Annotated in this window: 18 protein-coding genes and 1 pseudogene; 10 read left to right on the top strand and 9 right to left on the bottom strand. The window is 71.3% G+C overall.

All coding sequences use genetic code 11. The features are described 5' to 3' along the window. Position 1 precedes the first annotated feature (1 nt). Both JAP66_RS26515 and JAP66_RS26510 read left to right on the top strand, forming a co-directional pair. Positions 2 to 1,393, top strand: coding sequence for a beta-N-acetylhexosaminidase (locus JAP66_RS26515; protein ID WP_199434597.1), 1,392 nt, complete (start codon positions 2 to 4; stop codon positions 1,391 to 1,393). A 139-nt stretch (positions 1,394 to 1,532) separates the two neighbouring features. Further along, positions 1,533 to 1,943: pseudogene (locus tag JAP66_RS26510) on the top strand (cation:dicarboxylate symporter family transporter); the annotation flags it as partial. Between the two features lie 5 nt (positions 1,944 to 1,948). On the opposite strand, the gene JAP66_RS26505 reads toward JAP66_RS26510, so the two are convergent. Genes JAP66_RS26505 through JAP66_RS26495 form a run of 3 tightly spaced genes read right to left on the bottom strand, consistent with a single transcriptional unit; the run spans position 1,949 to position 6,496 of the window. Further along, positions 1,949 to 2,389, bottom strand: a complete 441-nt coding sequence (locus JAP66_RS26505) for an SRPBCC family protein (protein WP_199434563.1) — start codon at positions 2,387 to 2,389, stop codon at positions 1,949 to 1,951. A gap of 54 nt (positions 2,390 to 2,443) precedes the next feature. Then, the gene (uvrA, locus tag JAP66_RS26500) at positions 2,444 to 5,299 is read right to left on the bottom strand and encodes an excinuclease ABC subunit UvrA (protein WP_199434562.1); all 2,856 of its coding nucleotides are present in this window, start codon (positions 5,297 to 5,299) and stop codon (positions 2,444 to 2,446) included. Between the two features lie 54 nt (positions 5,300 to 5,353). Continuing rightward, positions 5,354 to 6,496, bottom strand: a complete 1,143-nt coding sequence (locus JAP66_RS26495; protein ID WP_307849726.1) for an acyltransferase family protein — start codon at positions 6,494 to 6,496, stop codon at positions 5,354 to 5,356. Positions 6,497 to 6,656: 160 nt separating this feature from the next. Between JAP66_RS26495 and JAP66_RS26490 the strand changes: the two genes are divergently transcribed. Next, positions 6,657 to 7,334, top strand: coding sequence for an MBL fold metallo-hydrolase (locus JAP66_RS26490; RefSeq protein WP_199434560.1), 678 nt, complete (start codon positions 6,657 to 6,659; stop codon positions 7,332 to 7,334). Positions 7,335 to 7,384: 50 nt separating this feature from the next. Here JAP66_RS26490 and JAP66_RS26485 read toward each other — a convergent pair whose 3' ends face one another. Beyond that, positions 7,385 to 8,113 carry an ABC transporter permease gene (locus JAP66_RS26485; RefSeq protein ID WP_210770678.1) on the bottom strand — a complete coding sequence of 243 codons (729 nt, stop codon included), beginning with the start codon at positions 8,111 to 8,113 and terminating at the stop codon, positions 7,385 to 7,387. Between the two features lie 72 nt (positions 8,114 to 8,185). On the opposite strand from JAP66_RS26485, the gene JAP66_RS26480 reads away from it, so the two are divergent. Next, the gene (locus JAP66_RS26480) at positions 8,186 to 8,917 is read left to right on the top strand and encodes a histidine phosphatase family protein (protein ID WP_199434558.1); all 732 of its coding nucleotides are present in this window, start codon (positions 8,186 to 8,188) and stop codon (positions 8,915 to 8,917) included. A gap of 11 nt (positions 8,918 to 8,928) precedes the next feature. Here the strand turns inward: JAP66_RS26480 and JAP66_RS26475 are convergent, their stop codons facing one another. Further along, a complete protein-coding gene (locus tag JAP66_RS26475; protein WP_199434557.1) occupies positions 8,929 to 9,321 on the bottom strand; it encodes an NUDIX hydrolase in 393 nt (130 codons plus the stop codon). A gap of 70 nt (positions 9,322 to 9,391) precedes the next feature. Here JAP66_RS26475 and JAP66_RS26470 point away from each other — a divergent pair, with 70 nt between their 5' ends. The 3 genes from JAP66_RS26470 (at position 9,392) to JAP66_RS26460 (ending at position 11,561) form a co-directional block, all read left to right on the top strand. Further along, positions 9,392 to 10,072, top strand: coding sequence for a DUF6597 domain-containing transcriptional factor (locus JAP66_RS26470; protein WP_199434556.1), 681 nt, complete (start codon positions 9,392 to 9,394; stop codon positions 10,070 to 10,072). A gap of 204 nt (positions 10,073 to 10,276) precedes the next feature. Further along, a complete protein-coding gene (locus tag JAP66_RS26465; RefSeq protein WP_199434555.1) occupies positions 10,277 to 10,861 on the top strand; it encodes a MerR family transcriptional regulator in 585 nt (194 codons plus the stop codon). Between the two features lie 37 nt (positions 10,862 to 10,898). Beyond that, on the top strand, positions 10,899 to 11,561 hold the full coding sequence (locus JAP66_RS26460) for an RES family NAD+ phosphorylase (RefSeq protein ID WP_199434554.1): 663 nt from the start codon (positions 10,899 to 10,901) through the stop codon (positions 11,559 to 11,561). 83 nt (positions 11,562 to 11,644) lie between these two features. Here the strand turns inward: JAP66_RS26460 and JAP66_RS26455 are convergent, their stop codons facing one another. Beyond that, positions 11,645 to 13,624, bottom strand: a complete 1,980-nt coding sequence (locus tag JAP66_RS26455; protein WP_199434553.1) for a S9 family peptidase — start codon at positions 13,622 to 13,624, stop codon at positions 11,645 to 11,647. Positions 13,625 to 13,667: 43 nt separating this feature from the next. Beyond that, entirely contained in the window at positions 13,668 to 14,675 is a 1,008-nt protein-coding gene (locus JAP66_RS26450) for a TerC family protein (protein ID WP_199434552.1), read from the bottom strand. 246 nt (positions 14,676 to 14,921) lie between these two features. Between JAP66_RS26450 and JAP66_RS26445 the strand changes: the two genes are divergently transcribed. The 3 genes from JAP66_RS26445 to JAP66_RS26435 are packed head-to-tail and all read left to right on the top strand — an operon-like array spanning position 14,922 to position 19,563. Then, the gene (locus tag JAP66_RS26445) at positions 14,922 to 17,837 is read left to right on the top strand and encodes an alpha/beta fold hydrolase (RefSeq protein ID WP_199434551.1); all 2,916 of its coding nucleotides are present in this window, start codon (positions 14,922 to 14,924) and stop codon (positions 17,835 to 17,837) included. Beyond that, a complete protein-coding gene (locus JAP66_RS26440) occupies positions 17,834 to 18,787 on the top strand; it encodes an ABC transporter permease (RefSeq protein ID WP_199434550.1) in 954 nt (317 codons plus the stop codon). Before JAP66_RS26445 ends, JAP66_RS26440 begins: the two co-directional genes overlap by 4 nt. Before the next feature lie 14 nt (positions 18,788 to 18,801). Beyond that, on the top strand, positions 18,802 to 19,563 hold the full coding sequence (locus tag JAP66_RS26435) for an enoyl-CoA hydratase/isomerase family protein (protein ID WP_199434549.1): 762 nt from the start codon (positions 18,802 to 18,804) through the stop codon (positions 19,561 to 19,563). 29 nt (positions 19,564 to 19,592) lie between these two features. Here JAP66_RS26435 and JAP66_RS32445 read toward each other — a convergent pair whose 3' ends face one another. After that, positions 19,593 to 19,790, bottom strand: coding sequence for a dihydrofolate reductase family protein (locus tag JAP66_RS32445; protein WP_307849725.1), 198 nt, complete (start codon positions 19,788 to 19,790; stop codon positions 19,593 to 19,595). Then, positions 19,765 to 20,154 carry a dihydrofolate reductase family protein gene (locus JAP66_RS26430; protein WP_235999501.1) on the bottom strand — a complete coding sequence of 130 codons (390 nt, stop codon included), beginning with the start codon at positions 20,152 to 20,154 and terminating at the stop codon, positions 19,765 to 19,767. The genes JAP66_RS32445 and JAP66_RS26430 overlap by 26 nt, the downstream gene beginning before the upstream one ends. Positions 20,155 to 20,183: the final 29 nt, after the last annotated feature.

Raw genomic sequence — 20,183 nt, 5'->3', positions numbered from 1 at the left:
GGTGCCCGGATTCGGCGCGCTGCTGCCGCGACCGGTCTCGGTGCGGCCCGCCCCCGGTGAATGCCTGCTGGATCCCGCGGCCCGGCCGGAGGTCGTTCTCGTCCCTGAGCTGCCCGCCGAGGGCTACCGGCTGGAGATCGGCCGGGACGGCGTGCGGATCACCGCCGCCGACGCGGCCGGAGCGTGCCACGCGGAGCAGACCCTGCGCCAGCTGAAGGGACCGGACGCGTTCCGTGCCGCGAACATCCACAGTGGACCGTGGCGGCTGCCTTGCGGCGTGGTCACCGACCACCCTCGGTTTCGCTGGCGCGGCTGCCTGCTCGACGTGGCCCGGCACTTCCGCACCAAGGCGGAGGTGCTGCGGTTCACCGACCTGCTCGCGACGCACAAACTGAACGTGCTGCACCTGCACCTCACCGACGACCAGGGCTGGCGGCCGGAGATCCCGCGCTACCCGCGGCTCACCGCCGTCGGGGCGTGGCGGCGGGAGTCGATGGTGGGCAGGCACGACGGCCCGGAGCGTGACGGCAGGCCGCACGGCGGCTTCTACACCCGCGCGGACCTGCGGGAGATCGTCGCCTATGCCGCGGCACGCGGGATCACGGTGGTGCCGGAGATCGACGTACCAGGGCACTCGCGGGCAGCGATCGCTGCCTACCCGGACCTCGGCGGCGGCGCCGAGGTGGACGTGTGGACGTCGTGGGGTGTGAGCGCCGAGGTGCTGGATCCTTCGGAGTCCACCATGGACTTCTATCGTTCGGTGTTCGACGAGCTGCTGGAAATCTTCCCGGCGCCGGTGATCGGGATCGGCGGTGACGAGGTCCCGGGTGCGACGGCCGCGCACCGTGGCTTCGTCGCGCGGATCGCCGAGCACCTGCACGCGCGGGGCCGCCGGGCACTCGGCTGGGACGAGGTGCTCGACGGCCCCCCGCTGCCGTCGGACACGATCATCGGAGCGTGGCGGGACGGTGCCGCCGCGGCGCGGGCCGCCGCGGCGGGCCACGATGTGGTGCTGTGCCCGGAGCGGCACGTCTACCTCGACCACCGGCAGTCCGCGCACCCGGACGAGCCGGTGCCGGCCGGGTTCGTCCGGACGCTCGCCGACGTCCACGGGTGGGAGCCGGAGGCAGGCCCGCACGTGCTCGGCGTGCAGGCGCAGGTCTGGACCGAGCACCTCGACTCGGTGCGCCGCGTCGACTACGCGGCCTTTCCGCGGCTGGCGGCGTTCGCCGAGGTGGCGTGGAGCTCCGGCCGCCGCGACTACACCGAGTTCCTGCCCCGCCTGCGGGAGCACCACCTGCCGCGGCTGGACGCCCTCGGGGTGGAGTACCGCCCACTCGACGGCCCGCTCCCCTGGCAGACGCGCCCGGGGGTGCAGGGCAGGCCCCGCTGAAGCCGTGTCCGCGCCCCACGCACGCGTGCCCGCGCCCCACGACGCGGGTGCGTGTGCACAGGGCGCGGACACGGCTAGGTCTTCGGTGTGTACCGGACCTCCGGGCGGCCCACCTGCCCGTAGTGCGGGCGCCGCCGGGCTGACGATGGCGACGCTGTTCATCGCGACGGCGCAGGGCAGCCCGCTCGGTGTCGGTGAGCAGATCTCCCTGCTGATCTTCATGATCATCGCGTCGAAGGGCGCCGCGGGCGTCAGCGGCGCCGGCATCGCGACGCTCGCGGGCGGCCTGCAGTCGCACCGTCCCGAGCTCGTCGACGGCGTCGGCTTCATTCTCGGCATCGACCGGTTCATGTCCGAGGCACGTGCCCTGACCAACTTCGCGGGCAACGCGATCGCCACCGTGCTGATCGGCAACTGGACCAGGGAGTTCGACCGGGTACAGGCGAGCCGGGTGTTCTCCGGGCAGGACCCGTTCAACGAGTCGACACTGCTCGACGCGCACGAGGAGAAGGCCGAACCGGCCCCCGAGAAGGCACCGGTGCCCGCCTGACCCGGTCAGGTCAGCAACGACCGGAGACCGCGCTGACCACGCCGCATCATCGCGGCGTGGTTGGCGCGGAACACCGGATGCGCGACGGGCGAGAGCGCGCGCAGCAGCCGCTTGTTCGCCACGACGCGCTGGGCGATCTCGACCCTGGTGCCGTGGACGTGCTCACTGAGCCGACCGGCGAGGGTGCCTTCGAGGTCACCGGTGAGGGAGACGCCGAGCCGGCCCTCGGACTTGTCCTGCTCGACACGGGTCATGCACAACGTCAGCGTGAACGGGAGCGTGGCGCGGCACGAGAGCTCCGCCGTCTCGTCGTCCACCCCGCTCACCGCGCGGACGTCGGGCCACCAGTCCGGGTAGCCGGCGATGTCCACGAGGGTCTCGAACACGGCGGGCGCGGGCGCGGCGATCGTCCACGCGGTGCGGAAGCGGTACTTCGTCAGTGGCACGTGGCCAGTATGCCGCCGGAGGACACTGTCGATCACGCCCGAACCACCGCGAGCTCAGCTCAGGATCGGCTGGAGGAACTGCCCGGTGTAGCTCTCCTCGATCGCCGCGACCTGCTCCGGCGTCCCTTCCGCGACGACGGTGCCGCCGCCCGAGCCCCCTTCGGGGCCCATGTCGACGATCCAGTCCGATGTCTTGATGACGTCCATGTTGTGCTCGATCACGAGGACGGTGTTCCCCTTGTCCACCAGCCCGTTGATCACACCCAGCAGCTTGCGGATGTCCTCGAAGTGCAGTCCGGTGGTCGGCTCGTCGAGCACGTAGACGGTCTTGCCGGTGGAGCGCTTCTGCAACTCACTGGCGAGCTTCACCCGCTGCGCCTCACCACCCGAGAGCGTCGGGGCGGGCTGGCCGAGCCGCACGTAGCCGAGGCCGACGTCGACGAGGGTCTGCAGGTGCCGGTGGATGGCCTTGATGGGCTCGAAGAACTCGGCGGCCTCCTCGATCGGCATGTCGAGAACCTCGGCAACCGTCTTGCCCTTGTAGTGCACCTCCAGCGTCTCCCGGTTGTACCGGGCGCCCTTGCACACCTCGCACGGCACGTACACGTCCGGGAGGAAGTTCATCTCGATCTTGATGGTGCCGTCGCCCGCGCACGCCTCGCAGCGGCCGCCCTTGACGTTGAACGAGAAGCGGCCCGGCTGGTAGCCGCGGACCTTCGCCTCGGTGGTGGCCGCGAACAGCTTGCGCACGTGGTCCCACACGCCGGTGTAGGTCGCCGGGTTGGACCGCGGGGTGCGCCCGATCGGTGACTGGTCCACGCGCACCAGCTTGTCCACGTGGTCGAGGCCGCGCACGCGGGTGTGCCTGCCGGGCACCTGCCGGGCCTTGTTGAGCTTGTTCGCCAGCACCGTCGCCAGGATGTCGTTGACCAGCGTCGACTTGCCGGAGCCGGAGACGCCGGTGACCGCGATGAGGCAGCCGAGGGGGAAGGACACGTCGATGCCGCGCAGGTTGTGCTCCCGCGCGCCGACGACCGTCAGCTGGCGCTTCCTGTCCGCCGGGCGCCGGATCGCCGGGATCGGGATCTGCCTGCGGTTCGACAGGTAGTCGCCGGTCAGCGAGTCCTTGTTGCGCAACAGCTTCTTGTAGGGTCCGCTGTGGACGATCTTCCCGCCGTGCTCGCCGGCGCCTGGCCCGATGTCCACGACCCAGTCGCTGGCGCGGATGGTGTCCTCGTCGTGCTCGACGACGATGAGCGTGTTGCCGAGGTCGCGCAGCCGCGAGAGCGTCTCGATGAGCCGGTGGTTGTCGCGCTGGTGCAGCCCGATCGAGGGCTCGTCGAGCACGTAGAGCACGCCGACGAGGCCGGACCCGATCTGGGTGGCGAGGCGGATGCGCTGCGCCTCACCGCCGGAGAGGGTGCCCGCGCCGCGGTCGAGCGAGAGGTAGTCGAGCCCGACGTCCAGCAGGAAGCGCAGCCGTGCCTGGATCTCCTTGAGCACCGCGCCCGCGATCATCGCCTCGCGCTTGCCGAGCACCAGCTCGTCGAGGAACTCCGAAGCCTCGGCGATGGAGAAGGCACACACCTCGGCGATGGAGCGCGGCCCCTGGGTGGCGTGCTCCAGCGTGACCGCGAGGATCTCCGGCTTGAGCCTGCTGCCCTGGCACGCGGGACAAGGCACCTCGCGCATGTAGCCCTCGTAGCGCTCCCTGGCGTAGTCGGAGTCGGTCTGTTCGTGCCGCCGCTCCAGGAACGGGATGACGCCCTCGAAGTTGGCGTAGTAGGAGCGCTGCCTGCCGTAGCGGTTGCGGTAGCGGACGTGCACCTGCTCGTCGACACCGTGCAGCACGGCCTTCTGTGCCTTTGCGGGCAGCCGCCGCCACGGCACGTCCATCCGGAAGCCGATGGTCTCGGACAGTGACTGCAGCAGCCGCTGGAAGTACTCGGCGCTCTGGCCGCCGCCCCAGGGTGCGATGGCGCCTTCGTCGAGCGAGAGCTCGTCGTCGGGCACCACCAGCTCGGGGTCGACCTCCTTGCGCACGCCGATGCCGGTGCATTCGAGACAGGCGCCGTACGGTGAGTTGAACGAGAACGAGCGCGGTTCCAGGTCCTCGATCGCGAGCGGATGACCGTTCGGGCAGGCCAGGTTCTCGGAGAAGCCGCGCAACCGGTGCGGGTCGTTGTCCGGCAGGTCGACGAACTCCAGCTCGATCAGCCCGTCGGCCAGCCGCAGCGCGGTCTCGATCGAGTCGGTGAGCCGTTGCTTCGCGGTGGGCTTGACCGCCAGCCGGTCGATCACCACCCCGATGTCGTGCTTCTCCTGCTTCTTCAGCTTCGGCGGATCGGTGAGCGAGTGGACCACGCCGTCGACCCTGGCCCGCGCGTAGCCCTGCTGCTGCAGGTTGGAGAACAGGTCGACGTACTCGCCCTTGCGGCCACGCACGACCGGGGCCAGCACCTGGAACCGGGTGCCCGGCTCCATGTCGAGGACTTGGTCGACGATCTGCTGCGGGGTCTGCTTGCTGATCGGCTCGCCGCACTGCGGGCAGTGCGGCTTCCCGGCGCGCGCGTAGAGCAGGCGCAGGTAGTCGTAGACCTCGGTGATGGTGCCGACCGTCGACCGGGGGTTGCGCGAGGTGGACTTCTGGTCGATCGACACCGCGGGCGAAAGGCCCTCGATGAAGTCGACGTCGGGCTTGTCCATCTGGCCGAGGAACTGCCGGGCGTAGGCCGACAGCGACTCCACGTAGCGCCGCTGTCCCTCCGCGAAGATCGTGTCGAACGCCAGGCTGGACTTGCCCGAGCCGGACAGGCCGGTGAACACGATCATGCTGTCTCGCGGCAGGTCGATGTCGACGCCGCGGAGGTTGTGCTCGCGGGCGCCACGAACTACAAGGCGATCAGCCACCCGAGGGTCCCTTCACTGGTCTTCGAAGCGCCGATGACATCGGCACCCACCATGCTAGGTCGCACCCCTGACAAAAACTGAGGGCGGACCCGGCACGGTCGCGGCGGGGCTGCCGTGGTGCCCGCTGCCCGGCCGCGGCCTCGTCAGCACACGGTACGCCGGCCGCTCGACGAGCACCGTCAGCAGCCACGCACCGGCCAGCACGGTGCCGAGGACGACCGCCAGCCGCAGCCAGCCGGAGGAGACACCAGCCTGGGTCAGCAGCCGGGCGATGACGTAGCCGAGCTGCTGATGCACCAGGTAGAGGCCGAAGCTGAGACCGGCGAGCCAGCTGATCGGGCGGCGCAGGGTGCTCAGCACCGGCTTGTCCCAGTCGGGTCCCCGTGCAGCCGCGCAGATCAGCCCCAGCATGATCGTGAAGCCGACCACCGACCAGAGTTTCGGCGGCCCGGAGCGGAAGGCGTGCAGCACCACGGTGACGGCCAGCATCGCGATCAGCTGACTGCTCGCGAGCCGGTGCCGGGACCACAGCCAGATCGCGGCCCCTGCCGCGAACAGGTGGGCGTAGAACAGCCCGCTCGCGGCGGGCAGCGTGCGGATCAGCAGGCTCAGCACCGGCGAAACGGCCGAGACGGCGAGCACGCCCCACAGCACCGCCTGAGCGCCCACGACGTGCCGCAGCCTGCTCCGCCACAGCAAAGCCGCACCGACGAAGGCGGCCATCTGCACCGGGATCGTCCAGTACGAGCCGTCCACCCGGTGCAGCACGTCGGGCGCCCATTCCTGGACGAGGAACATGTTCGCCAGCAGATCGCGGGCGTCCGGCACGTTCCACGGCGGCAGCGCGGCCGGGTCGGGCTCGGCCGGGGCGAGGGGTGCGGCGAACAGGAGGCCGAACATCCCTGGCCGGTGCTCCCAGCCGTTGAACCCCACCACGAAGTACCGGGTGACCACGTAGGTGAACAGCAGCGCGACGAGGTAGGCCGGCAGGATCCGCGCGAACCTTCCCCGCAGCCAGCGGGTGACGGTTCCGCGGCGGATGGTCGGGCAGACGAAGTAGCCCGAGACGACGAGCAGTGTCACGGTGCCGAACGGGATGCTGACCTCGAAGGGGTAGCCGTCGATACCGGGAATCGACGGCCCGAGGCTGGTCACGTGGCCGGCCACGACGAACAGGATCGCGATGACGCGGATCACGTCCCAGCTCATTCGCCTGGAGGACGACGTTGCACCTGTGGGTGAACTGGCCACGGAGAGTCCTGAGGTCGGGTGCACGGCGCCTAAGACATTAAGCCAGTCGTTCCAGCCCCCTCGCGCGGGTGGAGGCAACGGAGGCCGACCTACTACGGTGTGCCGGGTGAACGTCGTTGAGGAGTACACCGGTCACGTCGAGCCGGGAGGGGACGCCGCGCGGCGCACCCTCGACGCGCTGACGATCACCAAGCTGTCGGTCGGCCCGATGGACAACAACGCCTACCTGCTGGTCTGCCGGGCGAGCAACGAGGCGTTGCTGATCGACGCGGCGGCCGATCCGGAACGGCTCTCGGACCTCGTCGGGCACGGTCCGGACCGGCCCGCCCTGCGCACGATCGTGACGACGCACCAGCATCCCGACCACTGGCAGGCGCTCGGCGCGGTCGCCGGTGCCTACGGCGCGAACACCGCCGCGCACCCGGAGGACGCCGAGCCACTGCCGGTACCGCCGGACTTCCACGTCGAGCACGGCGACACCGTGACCGTCGGGGAGTGCACGCTGGAGGTCATCCACCTGCGCGGGCACACCCCGGGCTCCATCGCGCTGCTCTACCGCGATCCCGCCGGTCACCCACACCTGTTCACCGGTGACTCGCTGTTCCCCGGCGGTGTCGGCAAGACCAACTCGCCCGAGGCGTTCCGGTCGCTCGTCGACGACGTGGAGCAGCGGGTGTTCGCGGAACTGCCGGACGAGACGTGGTTCTACCCGGGCCACGGCGACGACTCCACCCTCGGCGCGGAGCGGCCGAAGCTGGCCGAGTGGCGCGAGCGCGGCTGGTGAGCACCGCACCCCTCGTGAGTGCGCACGCGAGTTAGAACTCGCGTGCGCACTCACGAGGGGGTGTGCCAGTCGGCGTGCAGGCGGCGGGCGGCGACCAGGTGGACGGCGATCAGCACGGCGACGGCCTCCGCGGCCAGCAGCCCGATCAGCACCAGCAGCTGGGTCACGCCCGCCTGCACCGGACTCGCCCCGCCCAGCAGCACGCCGACGTAGGCGCCGGGCAGCGTCACCAGGCCCACCGTGCGGGTCTGGTCGAGCGGCGGGATCAGCGCGTGCCCCGCCGACGGACGGCAGATCTCCAGCGCGGCCGCCCGCGGCGGGAAGCCGAGCGCGAGCGCCGCCTCGTACTCGCCGAAGCGCTCCCGCAGCTCGTCGACGGCACGCCGGCCGGCCAGTGACGTCGCCGTCATCGCCCCGCCGATCACGATCCCGGCGATCGGCACCACCGCCACCGGCCGCAGCGGCACGACTCCGGCCGCCAGCACCAGCGCCAGGACCGGCGCGACCCCGCCCCCGATGGCCAGCGCCACCGGCGGCACGTCCCGCGGCACGCCGATCCGCCGTGCCGACGTCACCGCCGCCACGCCGAACATGAGCAGCACGAAACCCGCGGTCAGCCAACCGGAGCGCAGGATGGCCGCGATCACCAGCGACACCGCCGCGAGCTGCGCCGCCGCACGCAGGCCCGCGGTGAGCACGGCACGGCCCGAGCCGAGCCCACCCCGCCACACGATCACCGCGGCGAGCAGCAAGAGCAGGGCCAGCACGGCGATCAGCATCGGGCCGGCGACGATCGAGGAGTTCGTCACGGCAGTGATCGTGCCGCATCTTCCCGGCTAGTCTCCGGAAGCGTGACGACCCACGACGAACCCGAGTACCGCCAGTCCCGGTTCCGGCCGCCTCCCGGCGCGACCCGGTTCCTGCTGATCCGGCACGGCGAGTCGGCGCCGGCACGGGCGAGCAGCCTGTTCCCGCTCGTCGGCGGCCAGGGTGATCCCGAGCTGGCACCGGACGGCCGGGTGCAGGCGGACCGGATCGGGGCCCGGCTCGCCGGCAAAGCCACTGAAACCACCAAAACCGCCCAAATCACCCAAACCGCTGAAGCCACCGAAACCGAAGCCATCGACGCGATCTACGTGACGACCCTGCGGCGCACCGTGCAGACGGCCGCGCCGCTGGCGGAGCGCCTCGGGCTGGAGCCCGTCGTCGAACCCGACCTGCGCGAGGTGCACCTCGGGGACTGGGAGGGCGGGCTCCTCCGCAAGCACTACGCCGAGAACCACCCGGTCGCACAACGCCTGCGCACCGAGCAGCGGTGGGACATCATCCCGAACGCCGAGGCCGCCGAGGAGTTCGAGGCCCGCGTGCGGGGCGCGATCGAGCGCCTCGCCGCAGCGCACCCGGACCAGCGCCTGGCCGTGTTCACCCACGGCGGCGTCATCGGGCAGGCACTGGCCCTTGCCAGCGGCTCCCAGCCGTTCGCGTTCGTCGGCGCGGACAACGGCTCGATCTCCGAGATCGTCATCGCCGGTCAGGCATGGATCCTGCGCCGCTTCAACGACACCGCGCACCTGACGGGTTGAGTGCCGCGCCGTCAGTCGATCCGGCCCGCCTCGGTGAGCATCCGCAGCACCCGGCGGCCGGCGGGCGGGCAGTGCCCCGCTTCGGCGGACGAGAGCCAGCCGAGCTCGGCGACCTCCCCCCGCGGCCGGGGAGTCCCGCGGTGGCTGGCGGTGTAGGCGGTCATGTGCACGAGCCGCCCGTCGGCGAAGCCGTCGGCCTGCTCCTCGAGCACACCGAAGAGACTGAAGCTCAGCGGATCGAGCTCGACGCCGAGTTCCTCCCGGATCTCGCGGCACAGGCCCGCGACGTCGCTCTCCCCCGGCTCCCGCTTCCCTCCGGGCAGGTAGAACTTCCGCTTGCCCTCGCTTCGTACGCACAGCAGCCGGCGGTCACGGACATGTACCCAGGCCAGACTGTCGATCATGTCGCACACGGTAGACCGCGCCCGGCGAAGCGCGCACCGAACCGTCGGACCCTGCGGGCAGGATGGACCCATGTACGTCGAAGCGCCCCCGCCGCACCGGCTGCGCGGCGTCGTCCGCTGTCTGTGGTGGGCCCGGACCGACGAGGCGAAGCGCATCGTGCCGGACGGCTGCCTCGACCTGATGGTGGCTGGCGACCAGGTGTTCGTCGCCGGGCCGGACACCCGGCCGTGGCGATCCGAGATGCGCGCCGGCACGCTGGTGCACGGCATCCGCTTCCGCCCCGGACACGCACCCGCCGCACTCGGTGTGGCCGCCGATGAGCTGACCGACCGGCGGGTCGCACTGAGCGACCTGTGGGGTCGTCGTGGCCGGATCGCCACCGATTTGCTGCTGGGCGACCCGGCGGCGCTGCCCGGGGTGGTGACCGGCAGCCTGGCCGAACGCGACGACCCGCAGCTCGAACGGCTGGTCGCCAGGCTGGACGCCGGTGCCGCGCGCGTCTCGGATGCGCTCGCCGGGCTCGGCGTCGGCGAACGCCAGCTGCGCCGCCGGTTCACGGTCGCCGTCGGCTACGGCCCGGCGACCTACCTCCGCGTGGCCCGCCTGCAACGGGCGCGAAACCGCGCCGGGCGGGCGGCGAACCTGGCCGCGCTCGCGGCGGAGGCCGGCTACGCCGACCAGTCGCACCTTTCCCGGGACTGCCGGGAGCTCACCGGCACCACGGCGAGCGCCTTCTTCGCCACCGCGTGACGGATCCCGGACGGCGCGCGTGATCTCGCGCGACAACGGGAATTCACCCCGCAGGCTGGACAAGACCAGCTGGCGGGAGGAAACTGAGTTGGATCGCCTACGCAAAGTGTTTGATTACGTGCGGTGTGTGTCGATCTCGGTGAATCCGGCCACATTCTCCGCGGAAAAGCGCACGAACCCGCACATCCGGGATACTCTATGCGCATGACTGTCGCGCTGAAGGATGTACTGGCACGGGCCGGGCTCAACGCCAGCACATCGGAGTTCCTGGCCTTGGTCGAGGACGCGGCGCGCCGGCTCTCCCCGCCGAGTCCCGACCCGTCACACTACTTCTCCCCGGACCAGCGCGCCGCGCTGGCAGACGTGGGCCTCGACCTGTCGCCGCAGGACGAAGGCGACCGTGACTACCGGGTGCGGACCGTCGCCGAGCAGGCCGTGTTCGCCGACTCGGCGCTCACCGTGTCGGACGCCGCGCGCAGGCTCGGCGTCGACGACAGCCGGATCCGGCACCGCCTCAAGGAACGCCGGCTCACCGGGTGGAAGGACCAGGGCGGCTGGCGGCTTCCGGCGTGGCAGTTCACCTCCAGCAGCGTGCTACCGGGCCTCGACGTCGTCCTGCGCGCCGTGCCGGACGACCAACCCGCGCTCGTGGTGGCGGCATTCATGAGCACGCCACAGACCGATCTCGTGATCAACGGCAAGCCGGCCACCCCGCGGCAGTGGTTGCTGGCTGGCGGGGACCCCGAACTCGTCGCGCAGGTCGCGACCACGCTCGGCACCCCGGCCTGACCCACGAAAGAGATCGACGAACGGTTAGTCACGCTGCATGGCACGGCTTCCTCTGCCGCCCGCACGGTCGGTCCTGGTCAACGAGCTGAACCGCACCGAGGACATCGTCGCGGTACATCCGGGGACCCGCCTCGTGCGGATCTTCACCGCGCGCGGCAACCACCCCCAGCAGTGGAACACCTTCCGCTACACCGGGCCGCTGCCGCACGGCCGGTTCGACCCCCAGGCACCCCGTCGCGGTGGCGACGGCAAGCCGGTGACCGATCCGCGCAACGGGGTGCTCTACTTCGGGTTGTCGGTGCGCACCAGTGTGGCCGAGGTGTTCCAGACGACGTCGATCGTGGACCGCAAGACCCGAGGACCTCACCTGGTCGTGGTGCGCCCTTCCCGCACCCTGCGGCTGCTCGACCTGTCCGGGCTCTGGCCCACGCGGGTCGGCGCCTCGCAGGAGATCTCCAGCGGCCCCAAGAGAATCACCCAGGCCTGGGCTCGTGCCATCCGCTCCGCCTTCGGTGATCTGGACGGCATCTGGTACCGCTCGTCGATGGACTCCGGCGCACCGGCGATCTGCCTGTGGGACCCGCCGTCCGGCGCCGCCCTGCCTTCGGCGCCGGACGTCCTGCTCTCCCTCGACCATCCTGGCCTGGACGTGCCGCTGACCCGTGTCTGCGAGGAGCTCAACTACGTGCTGCTGAACTAGCGGCCCGACGCCGCGTTTCCGCAGGTCACCGCTCGTGAGTGCGGAGCAGGGTTCTAACTCGCGTGCGCACTCACGAGCGGGCTCTAGCCGGTTTCCTCAGCCGGGCGCAGGTGGCGGGCCCACCAGTCGAGCACCGCCCCGAACCGCTGCACGCGATGCCGCGGCCTGCCCGAGCGGGTCAGCTCGTGCCCCTCCCCCGGGAAGATCAGCATCTCGGTGTCCACGCCGTTCCTCTTCAGCGCGACGAACATCCGCTGCGCCTGTTCGATCGGGCAGCGCCAGTCGTGTTCCGAGTGCACCACGGCGAACGGCATGCGGATGCGGTCGGCGTAGCTCAGCGGGCTGCGCCGCCGCTGCTCCTCCGGGTCCGCGCCCACGTAGCTCTCGGCGAACCACCAGCCGATGTCGGACGTGCCGGCGAACGAGTCCCAGGCGTTCACCGCACGCTCGCTCCACGCCGCACGAAACCGGTCCCCGTGGTGGGCGGCCAGCCAGCCGGTCATGAACCCACCGTAGGACCCGCCCATCACGCCGACGCGCTCACCGTCCATATCGGACCGCTCCAGCACGATGTCGAGCAGTGCCAGCAGGTCGTCGGCGTCGACGGTGCCGAGCCGGCCGACGACCGCGCGGCCGTGCCGCTCGCCGTATCCCGCGGAGCCGCGCGGGTTGGCCAGCACCACCGCGTAGCCCGCGGAGGCGTACACCTGCGCCTCGTCGAAGAAGCTCCACTCGTACGGCGCGAACGGGCCGCCGTGCACCAGGAGCAGCACCGGATGCGGGCCCTCGCCTTCGGGCAGCACCACCCAGCCGTGCACCGGATAGCCGTCGGCCGCCGTCGTGGTCAGCTCCTCGGCCGGGCGGACACCGGCTTCCCGCAGCGGCGCCGAGAGATCCGTGAGCGTGCGCGCCTCCCCCGGCGCGACGAGTACCACCTCGCCTGTGTCGGCAGGCCCGGTCAGCACCACCGCGACGGTGTCCCCGTCCGCGGCGAACCCGCGCACCGCGGCATTGCGGCCGGCGAGCCGCGGCAGCTCCGCCAGCGGCGCCCGGTCGCCGTCGCGTGGCACCGACCGCAGTTCGGCGGCACCGCGGTGACGCACCACGACCAGCACCCGGTCCTCGAACGGCACCGGTGCGCCCGCCGCGACCGCGCAGTCGACGGACTCGGTGTCGGTCAGCCTGCGCGGCACCGCGGGCGTGCCGTCGGTGGTCAGCGCCGCCGCCCACAGCCCGGTGTTTCGGGCCTCCTCGGCGAAGCCCTCGAACTCGGTGCCGTAGTAGAACACCGTGCCGTCCGCGGCGAACACCGGCTCGGCAACCACCCCGGTCGCCCGCACGGCCAGAACAGGTTCGCCACCCTCCGCCGCAACGGCGTAGAGGTCCTGGTGAAGCGTCTCCGCGCGGTCCCAGTCGCGCGGGGCGGCCACGAGCACGAAGTCGCCCCCCGGCGCCCACGCCGGGCCGGCGACATCGGCCGCGCCGTCGGTCAGCGGCGCGGGATCGAGCGGGGTTTCCGCCGCGAGCCCGGCGAGCACGTCGAGCACGAACAGCCGTTTCGGCCGGTCCCGGAGGTAGCCCACGTCGTCGAGCAGGTAGTCGTAGCGGGTGATCCGGCGGGGCCGCTCCGCCTCCGGCTCGGGTACGGCGCCGTCGACGTCCTCGGCGGTGCCGTAGCGCCCCGGCTCCGGCACGCGAGCGGTGAACGCCACGCGCCGCGAGTCGGGCGCCCATACCGGTGCGTCCATCCCGAGCGGCAGTTCGGTCAGGCGGCGTGGCTCGCCGCCCGCCGCGGGCATCACGTGCAGTTGCGGCCGGCCGAGCGGGCCGGAGCGACCGGTGGCGCGCAGGAACGCGACCCAGCGGCCGTCCGGGGAGATGACGGGCGAGGAGTCACGCTCTCCGTGGGTCCACGGGGTGTCGCCGCCCGGCTCGACCCGGCGCAGCGTGCTCCGGTAGGAGTCGGCGGCCAGGTCGGGCCGGGAGACGGCGACCAGCAGCAGGTCTCCCCGCAGGGCAGGCGTGCCCGGGGTGGCGAGCAGTTCGATCTCGGCAGGACGCATGGTCCCGACGCTACCGGATTGTTAGCTCACCTAACGGCCTGACCTACTTCTCGTCGTGCGAGCCCTCGCCGGGAGCGGCCGGCTGAAGCTCGATCTTGCCGACCGCGTCGGGATCCCGCCTCGACTTCGCCAGACTGGCGATCGTGGTGACGGTCAGCACCGTGACGATGACACCGAGCGACATCCAGTTGTTGATCTCCAGCCAGGCGGGCGTCACGTGGTACTCGTGCAGCGCGTGCAGGAACAGCTTCGCACCGATGAAGCCCAGGATGATCGCGAGTCCGTAGGACAGGTAGACGAGCTTCGTGACGAGACCGCCGAGCAGGAAGTACAGCTGCCGCAGGCCCATCAGTGCGAACGCGTTGGCGGTGAACACCAGGTAGGCGTCCTGGGTGATGCCGAAGATCGCCGGAATGGAGTCCACGGCGAACAGCAGGTCGGCACTGCCGATGGCCACGATGACCACGAACATCGGGGTGATCCAGCGCTTGCCGTCCCGCTTGACGAGCATCTTGTGGCCGACGTAGTCGTCGGTGACCGGAAAGATCTTGCGAACCCAGCGGGTCAGGATGTTCTCGTGGTACTCCTCGTGGTCGTCGTTGCCGCGGACCATGCTGACCGCCGTCCACACGAGGATTGCGCCGAAGAGGAAGAAGACCCACACGAAGTTCGCGATGAGCGCCGCGCCGACCGCGATGAACGCACCGCGCATCACCAGGGCGAGCAGGATGCCGATCAGCAGGACCCGGTGCTGATGGATGGCCGGCACCCGGAACGACGACATGATGACCATGAAGATGAACAGGTTATCGACCGAAAGGGAGTACTCGGTGATGTAACCGGTGAAGAACTCCACGCCGGGGTCGTGCCCGCCGAAGTACCAGACACCGGCACCGAAGACGATCGCGCACGAGATGTAGAAGATGACCCAGCGCGCGGCCTCACCGGTGGAGACCTGGTGCGGCTTGCGGTCGACGATCACCAGGTCGATCGCGATGAGCGTGAGCAGGCCCCCGAGCGTCGCGAGCCACAGCCAGAACGGCACGGTCATAGAATTGAACCTCCGGTTGGTGGAAAGGTGCCACTACCGGAGGTCTCTCCCACCGGGCACGCCGGCCGACGGCGCCGGGTGCCACTGAGGACAGCCGTGTTGACGACACCGCCGCGAAGGAATACTCCCCTCCACAACTCCTCCATCTTCGCGGTTCACCGTCGCGAATGCCAGCCATGATCGCCTTCGTCACCGCACCGCACGCGTAACGTGCGTCACAGCGGGCAACCTGCTCCTTACTGCCGGATGCCCGCGGACGACTCTCAGCAAACGTCCCATACGGTGAGCATCGTGCCCCGACTCCCGTTTCCCCGTGCCCGCCGCGCGCGCCTGGCGGCGCTGGCCGCCGCGATCGCCGTGCTGGCCGCCGGCATCGTCTGGTTCCGCGGCGGTGAGGAGCCGCCCGCGTTCGACACCCAGGAGGCGACGGTGGACGTCGCCGCGGCACCGGGCTCGGCCCAGCGCGTGCAACTCGACGTCACGCTCTACACGCCGGAGGCGACACCCGCTCCTGCGGTCCTGCTCCCGCACGGTTTCGGCGGGAGCAAGACCAGTGTCGAGGGACAGGCCACCGAGCTGGCCGAGCGCGGGTTCGTGGTGCTGACCTACTCGGCGCGCGGCTTCGGCCACAGCACGGGCCGGATCGCCCTCAACGACCCCGACTACGAGGTGGCGGACGCCGCCCGGCTGCTCGACTACCTCGCCCGCCAGCCCGAGGTCCTCCAGGACGGTGACGGCGACCCGCGGGTCGGTGTCACCGGCGCGTCCTACGGCGGCGCGCTCGCGCTGCTGCTCGCCGGTACCGACGAGCGGGTCGACGCGATCGCTCCCACGATGACCTACAACGACCTCGCGCAGGGGCTGCTGCCCAACTCCGCCACCACGGGATCCATCGAGGCGGACACGCCCGCCGCCGGGGCGTTCGCCCCGGACGGCGTCTTCAAGAGCGGCTGGGCGGGCCTGCTGTTCTCCGCCGGATCGGGACTGCCGTCGGAGGCGGGCGCTGGGCAGGAGGCGATCGAGCCGGGCGACGAGCCGGACGAGAGCGGCACGGAGACCGGCCAGGGCGGGTCCGCGGCCGCTCAGGGATCGCCCGGGCAGCCGGACACCCCCGTCCCCGGCGCCGACCCGTGCGGGCGGTTCACGCAGCAGGTCTGCCGGGCCTACACGGACGTCGCGGTGGACGGGCGCGCGAACCCGGAGACGGTCGACCTGCTGAAGCGGGTCTCCCCCGCGACGGTCACCGACGACATCACCGCACCGACACTGCTGGTACAGGGCGAGAACGACACCCTGTTCGGGCTCGACCAGTCCGACGCAACCGCCCGCCAGATCACCGAGGCCGGTGGCACCGTCAAGACCATCTGGTACACCGGCGGCCACGACGGCGGCGCGCCGGGAGAGCAGCTGCGCTCCACGATCGCCGACTTCCTCGAGTTCCATCTCACCGGCGAGGGCACCGACCCCGGCACCGGCTTCACCTACCAGGTACAGGGCGCGCTGCGCACGAACGGCGCACCGTCCGTGCGCGAGGTCCAGGCGCCTGCCTATCCCGGCCTCGGCTCCGGGAGCACCGAGCGCAGGCAGGTCTCGCTGAGCGGGCCGGAGCAGCCGATCGTCAACCCGCCGGGTGGCGTTCCCGCCGCGGTGAGCGGCCTGCCTGGACTCAACGGTGTCGTCGCCAACTCCTCGCGCCTTTCCGGCCTGTTCACGATCGACCCACCTGGGCAGTCCGCGACGTTCGCCTCGGAACCGGTCAGCTCCCAGCTGCTGGTCACCGGGGCGCCGCGCGTACGGCTCCGGGTGGCCGCCACCGAGGGCGAGGTGCCGGACTCCGGGGCAGTGTTGTTCGCGAAGCTCTACGACGTGAGCCCGGACGGCAGCCGCACGCTGCCGGGCAGTGCCGTCGCGCCCATCCGCATCCCCTCGCTGCCCGCCGACGGCTCCCCGGCCGAGGTCACCGTGACGCTGCCGGGCATCGTCCGGCCGATCGAGGCCGGGCACCGGCTCCAGCTCGTCGTCGGCACCACCGACCAGGGCTACGAGACACCACGGCAGCCCGCGGCATACCAGGTGTCCCTCGCCGGTGACGGCCGGCTGGCCGTGCCGCTGGTGCCGGGCAACGCGGTCGCCTCCGGCTGGCCGCTGGGCCAGCTGCTCGGTATCGGCGGCGCGCTCGCCGCCGCTCTGGCCGTCGCAGTCGTCGCGGGCCTGCGGCGCCGCAGGTCGCACCAGGTGGACACCGAGCTTGCCGGCACCCCGCTGGTGATCGAGGGACTCACGAAGCGGTACCCGGGCGGGCTCACCGCGGTGGACGACCTGTCCTTCCGGGTCGAACCAGGCCAGGTGCTCGGGCTGCTCGGCCCGAACGGCGCGGGCAAGACGACGACCCTGCGGATGCTGATGGGCCTGATCACGCCCACCGCGGGCGAGATCAGGGTGTTCGGCTACCGGGTGACGCCGGGCGCGCCGGTACTGTCCCGTATCGGCTCGTTCGTGGAGGGCTCGGGCTTCCTGCCGCACCTGTCCGGCGAGGCGAACCTGCGGCTGTACTGGGCGGCCACCGGCAGGCCGTGGGACAAGGCGCATCTCGCCGAGGCACTGGAGATCGCCGGGCTCGGCGATGCCGTGCACCGCAAGGTGCGCACCTACAGCCAGGGCATGCGGCAGCGGCTCGCGATCGCGCAGGCCATGCTCGGCCTGCCTGAGCTGCTCGTGCTCGACGAGCCGACCAACGGGCTCGACCCGCCGCAGATCCACCAGATGCGCGAGGTGCTCCGGCGCTATGCGGCGACCGGCCGCACCGTCCTGGTGTCCAGCCACCTGCTCGCCGAGGTGGAGCAGACCTGTACGCACGTGGTCGTGATGCACCGCGGCCGCCTGGTCGCGGCGGGCGAGGTTCAGGAGATCGCCGCTGCGGGCGGAGAAGCCACGTTCCGGGTCGACCGGCCGGAGGTCGCCGCCGAGACGCTGCGGGCCGTCAGCGGGGTGTCCGGTGTGGACGTCGAGGGCCAGCTCGTGCACGCCGACCTCGACGGGCTGCCCCGCTCGCGGGCCGTCGCCGCGCTGGTCGGCGCCGGGGTGTCGGTGGAACAGGCCGGGCCGCGGCGGCGGCTGGAGGACGCGTTCCTGCAACTGGTCGGGGAAGGTGAGGGCACATGAGCAACGTGTCCGAGGAGAACCCGCACATCGATCACGGTGTGCACACGGACCCGGCTGCGCTCGACGAGCTGACCAACGCGGCCAGCAGGGAGACCACGGAGAGCGGTGCCGACGGTGCCGTCGCCGGGTACCGTGCGGACCGGACACTGCGGCTGGGGGTCGAGCTGCGCAGGCAGCTCCGCCGCAGGCGGACACAGCTGCTGCTGGTGCTCGTCGCGCTGCTGCCGTTCATCCTGGTGCTCGCCTTCGAGATCGGCGACGCGAACCCGAACCGCCGCTCCGGCGGCTTCGTCGACCTGGCCACGGCGAGCGCGCCGAACTTCGTGGTGCTGGCGATGTTCGTGTCGGGGTCCTTCCTGCTGCCGATGATCGTCGCGCTGTACTTCGGTGACACGATCGCCAGCGAGGCGTCCTGGTCGAGCCTGAAGTACCTGCTCGCGATCCCGGTGCCACGGCACCGCGTGCTGCGGCAGAAGGCGATCGCCTCGGCCCTGCTGTCGATGCTCACCCTGGCGGTGCTGCCGCTGGTGGCGCTGCTCGTCGGCGTCGTCTGGTACGGCGCGGGCGACGCGATCAGCCCGACGGGCGATTCGGTGTCGTTCGGCCGCAGCCTGGTCGCGATCGCGCTCGGCACGTGCTTCATCGCGATCCAGCTGGCCTGGGTGGCCGGGCTCGCGCTGCTGCTCAGCGTGTCGACCGACGCGCCGCTCGGCGCGGTCGGCGGCGCGGTGCTGGTGGCGATCGTGTCGCAGATCCTCGACCAGATCACCGCGCTGGGCGATCTGCGCGACTTCCTGCCGACGCACTTCTCGTTCGCCTGGATGGATCTGATCGCGACCGATGTCGACTGGACGAACATCGCCAACGGCGCGCTGTCGGCGATCCTCTACGGCACCGTCTTCGGTCTGCTCGCGGCCCGGCGCTTCGCCACCAAGGACATCACGAGCTGACCCGGGGAGCGCCGATGCCTTCGATCCACCTGGAACCGGCAGGGGACGTGGCGGTCCTGCGCCTGGAGCACGGAAAGGCGAACGCACTCGACACCGAGCTGTGCCGGGAACTCGTCACGCGGCTGGACGAGGCTGAGGGTGCCGGATACCGAGCGGTGGTGCTGACCGGCAGCGGCGGCGTGTTCTCCGCCGGGGTGGACCTGCTCCGGATTCGCGACGGCGGTGCCGCGTACGTCCGCGAGTTCCTGCCCGCGCTGTCCGACGCGTTCCTGGCGCTGTTCGACTTCCCGCGCCCGGTGGTGGCGGCCGTCAACGGCCACGCGGTCGCGGGTGGCGCCGTGCTCGCCGCCGCCTGCGATCAGCGGGTCCTGCACGCCGGGCACGGCCGCTTCGGCTGGACGGAACTGCTCGTCGGGGTGCCCTTCCCTGTCGTGGCGCTGGAGATCCTGCGCTGCGCGTACGGTTCCCGGATCCTGCCCGAGCTGACCTTCGGCGCCCGGACATATCCCGCGACCGAGGCCGTCGTCCTCGGTCTGGGCAGCGAGGCGGCGGACGGGGCCGCGGTCCTGCCGGGCGCCCTGGAACGCGCCCGCGCCCTCGGTGCGGTCCCGGCCGCCGTGTTCGCGCACACCAAGAACCAGATCCACCGGCCGTTCAACGAGCGGATCGGGGAGCAACGTGCCGCCGACGACCTCAGGGTCGAGCAGCTTTGGACGGCGCCGGAGACCCTGGCCTCGGTCGACGCCTACGTCCGATCGGTGCTTCGCCCTGGTTGACGATCCGCGGACCTGGCAGCGCCATCCGGTCATGCCCCGGCGCCGCGGTAGCGCAGGTACACCATGCTGTTGCCGAAGCGGCGCTCCGCCAGCAGGTCGAGCTTCAGCCGGACACTCCCGGGCAGCGCACGCTTGCCACCGCCCAGCACCATGGGCACGACGAACAGCCGGCATTCGTCGACCAGCCCGGCCTTGAACGCCTCAGCGGCCAGGCCGGGCCCGGACACCGTGACGTCCGCTCGGCGGCCGCTTTCCACCGCCCGACCGCTTCGGCGTCGAAGTTCCGTTCGATCCGGGTCCTGGCGGTGGGAGCCGCCTCCAGGTGGAGGAGTACACGATCTTCTCGGTCGCCTGCCAGATCCGCGCGAAGTCCTTCGCGACCGGTGACCGGCCGGCGACGGCCTCATCGGTCTCCCAGCCGGCCATCATCTCGTACATCCGGCGCCCGTAGAGATAGGTGCCGATCGGCCGCTCGAGCTCGTTGATGAAGGTGTGCACCTCCTCGTCCGGCACCGCCCAGCCGAAGTCGCCGCTCTCGTCCTCGACGTAGCCGTCGAGGGACGCGATCATCGAATAGATCAGCGTGGCCATGGTGGACCTCCCGGACTCGCGCACCCCAT

Source organism: Qaidamihabitans albus (assembly GCF_016464705.1).
GTDB lineage: Bacteria > Actinomycetota > Actinomycetes > Mycobacteriales > Pseudonocardiaceae > Qaidamihabitans > Qaidamihabitans albus.
This window is presented reverse-complemented; position numbering and strand designations above follow the sequence as displayed.